At 39.1% G+C, this 3,401-nt stretch carries 3 protein-coding genes and 1 pseudogene; 2 read left to right on the top strand and 2 right to left on the bottom strand.

Going from position 1 to position 3,401, the window contains the following annotated elements; genetic code table 11:
• Positions 1-781 (bottom strand): annotated as a pseudogene (locus tag Q0L68_RS18300) (FAD-binding protein); the annotation flags it as partial.
• A gap of 12 nt (positions 782-793) precedes the next feature.
• The gene (locus tag Q0L68_RS18295) at positions 794-1,330 is read right to left on the bottom strand and encodes a gluconate 2-dehydrogenase subunit 3 family protein (protein WP_296705698.1); all 537 of its coding nucleotides are present in this window, start codon (positions 1,328-1,330) and stop codon (positions 794-796) included.
• A gap of 200 nt (positions 1,331-1,530) precedes the next feature.
• Here Q0L68_RS18295 and Q0L68_RS18290 point away from each other — a divergent pair, with 200 nt between their 5' ends.
• Together Q0L68_RS18290 and Q0L68_RS18285 are read left to right on the top strand one after the other, a co-directional pair.
• Positions 1,531-2,634, top strand: a complete 1,104-nt coding sequence (locus tag Q0L68_RS18290; RefSeq protein WP_296705697.1) for a glycoside hydrolase family 43 protein — start codon at positions 1,531-1,533, stop codon at positions 2,632-2,634.
• Positions 2,635-2,744: 110 nt separating this feature from the next.
• Positions 2,745-3,401: DUF5117 domain-containing protein (locus tag Q0L68_RS18285; RefSeq protein WP_296705696.1), on the top strand; the 657-nt coding region annotated here is incomplete at its 3' end.

Below are 3,401 nucleotides of genomic sequence, written 5' to 3'. Positions count from 1 at the left end.
TTACGGTTAGATTCCCGGTTTTCTCTGCCCAGGGCAAAGTAGAAGCGTTGGCAGAAAAGTATCCACCATATACACAGCCACGATTACACATGGCTTGATGCTGACATTTATTTCTTCCTTGCTGTTTATGGATTTCCTGCGGATCTGTCAAGTGTGCACATCGACCTTGAATCAAATGTCGATCTCCATAATTGTTTTGAAGCTGATCTTTATAATAATTTTCTATACAACTCAATTCAAATCCAGGCATCACAATCGAATCAGGTAGCTCTGGCAATCCATCTTTGCCACCAGCGATTCCCGCAAATTTTTCCACATAATCGTACCAAGGATTCAGGTCTTTTGCTCTGATTGGCCAGTCAGTTGCAAATCCATCTCTCGCTGGACCTTCAAAGTCATAATCAGACCATCGCTGGGTCGCACGCGCCCAAAGCAAAGACTTCCCTCCTACATGGTATCCACGAAACCATCGAAAGGGTTTTTCCTGAATGATCGGTTGCTCATCATCTGCCAAAGCCCAGTGAGCGGTCTCCTCTCTTAGCCATCTGCCTCCTCCCACACCGGAGCGTTTTTCCAAGGGAACAGCCCCTCTGAATTCAAATTCCCATGGAGCCTTTGAGGCTGTGGGGTAATCTTCTATATGTTTGACCATTCTTCCTCTTTCGAGGACTAGGGTCTTCAATCCTTTTTCTGTTAATTCTTTGGCAGCCCAGCCGCCACTGGCCCCAGATCCAATAACAATTGCATCATAGGTCCTTTTATCTTTTGAATCTTGTAGCATTATTTTGGGTATTTAAGCAGTCGGATTTACATCCACACATCCATTGTAAAATCCAGGGGCAACTTTATAATCTCGATAGCCTACCATCACTTCTTTGACAGTGGTGAAACCGGTAATTGTTTCACTTTTCATCAAATCAAAAAATTCCTTTTCTTCTTCTAAATCGGATGATTTCAATGCCAAAAGCATCTCTTCTCTTTCCTCTTTAGAGGCATTCAAAAATCCCTTTTCATTCAATGCCGCAAGCTGAGATTTGATTTTATCCTGATCTTCTTTTTCGAAACAATGTTCAAAAAGTTTCATCAAATAAATATCTGTACCTGTACTTAGAGCGCCAATAGGCTTGGCATCTGGTGCAGGGGTTTTAGGAGGTAGCCCGGCTGGTATGATCGTATCTGCAATCGCAGAAATAAGTTTTTCCTCTTTCGAAGTAAAAAATCCTTGATGAGTCAATCCATCAAGCAATTGCCACTTCCAATCGGCAAGCAACAAGCCTGATATTCCCACTGCGGTTCCACCAAGAATTTTAAGTGATTTTCTTCGATCCATAATAGATTAAATTGGGTTTTTATAATTCCAATATACTGAATGGAATTCTTTTCAAAATAGCAAATCCTCTAAAGGCAGGTTATCTGGATTAATGGTTTTTTTCAAAATAACATATTACAAGGCTTTAGATTCCTCTTGAAATTCAAGATTTTTTTTAATTTCAATTTATCTTAAAACCCTGACCTATAAACGACCTTATTATGAATATCCTATTGAGAATAAATTTTTTATTATTGCTTCTGACAGGCCTCGTATCATGTAATAAATCGTCAGATACAACTGAGGAAGTCAACCAAACGGAAATAGCGGATAACTCTTCCAAATATCTTTCTCAACCTCTGATTTCAGATCATTTCACTGCTGATCCTTCAGCTCATGTATTCGATGGGAAAATCTATATTTATCCTTCACACGATATTGAATCTGAAGTACCTGAAGACGATTTAGGGGCTCACTTCAGTATGATGGATTACCATGTTTATTCTATGGATTCGCCTGATGGTGATATAACTGATCATGGAAAGGTGCTGGGTGTAGAAGATATTCCTTGGGCAAAAAGACAGCTTTGGGCACCAGACGCTGCGGAAAAGGAAGGTAAATATTACCTCTACTTTCCTGCAAAGGATGAAAAAGATATTTTTAAAATCGGAGTAGCTGTGGGTGACTCACCAATAGGTCCATTTACTGCTCAGCCAGAACCAATCAAAGGAAGTTACAGTATAGATCCCTCCGTATTTCAAGATTCTGACGGATCTTATTACATGTATTTTGGAGGTATTTGGGGCGGTCAATTACAGAAGTACAGAAATAACGAATTTGATGACAAAGGGCCAGCTCCAACAGATGGAATTCCTGCTGAAGACGAACCTGCTTTAGGTCCAATCATGGCAAAAATGACTGGAGATATGCTAGAATTTTCAGAGTCTCCAATTGAAATAAAAATCCTAAATCAAGATGGAACTCCCATATTAGCTAAAGATCATGACAAGAGATTTTTTGAAGCGGCATGGGTTCATAAATATGAAGGAACTTACTATTTATCCTATTCAACCGGAGACACTCACTATATCGCTTATGCCACTTCAGATAATCCTTATGGTCCCTTCACTTATCAGGGAATTGTATTAAACCCTGTGGAAGGCTGGACCAACCATCACTCGATTGTAGAAGTAGAAGGGGCTTGGTACATCTTTTATCATGACACCCAGCTTTCGGGCAAAACCCATCTCAGAAATATTAAAATGGCTCCTTTGACACATTTGTCTGACGGATCCATTCAAACTATAGAGCCTGTTAAAAATTGAATTAAAACCAATATCAAACCCTTTATCTAAGAATTAGGAGTCACCGAAAATGACTCCTTTTTTATTTTACCCCCTCCACCTATTTTTAACCATAAACCAATGAATTAGAGATGAAAAAAACTACTACGCTATTTACTGTCTTTTTACTCTTGCTGAGTGTAGCAAGCTTTGGCCAGAAGAAAAAGAAAAAAAATGCTGACCCTGCTCCGCAAGCACAAGTTTCAAAACCAGTTAAGAAAAGCCCTTTCAAAAAGTACAGTGAAATCGTAACAGACGAAGCAATTTCTGATGATGGCCTATTTACTGTTCATAAGGTAGGAGACAAAAATTATTATGAAGTTCCCTTTGACAAGTTAGATACCGACATGCTTTTAGTCAGTCGTATTTCTAAAATAGCTGATGGTCTTGGAGGCGGGTATACTACAGCTGGTTCAAAATCAAATGAACAAGTTATCCATTGGTCAAGACTTCAAAATAATATCATTCTTCGCTCTATTTCTTTTGACAATGTAGCCGCTGATTCACTTCCTATTAACCTTTCTGTGGAAGCAAATAATTACAATCCAATTTTGGCTTCTTTCAAAATAGAAGCGTTTAATTCAGACTCAACTGCTGCACTTATAGAAGTGACTGATTTATTTCTTTCCGATATTCCTGCCCTTAGCGGCTTATCCTCCTCTATGAGAAAGCAGTATCAAGTTCGAAACCTGGATAAGCAGAGAAGTTTTATAACCCGATTATCAAGCTATCCAGAGAATATTGAGGTG

It is taken from the genome of Algoriphagus sp. (assembly GCF_024642405.1).
In the GTDB taxonomy this organism is placed as follows: domain Bacteria; phylum Bacteroidota; class Bacteroidia; order Cytophagales; family Cyclobacteriaceae; genus Algoriphagus.
The sequence above is the reverse complement of the archived record's forward strand: the minus strand, read 5'-3'. Positions and strand labels throughout refer to the sequence as shown.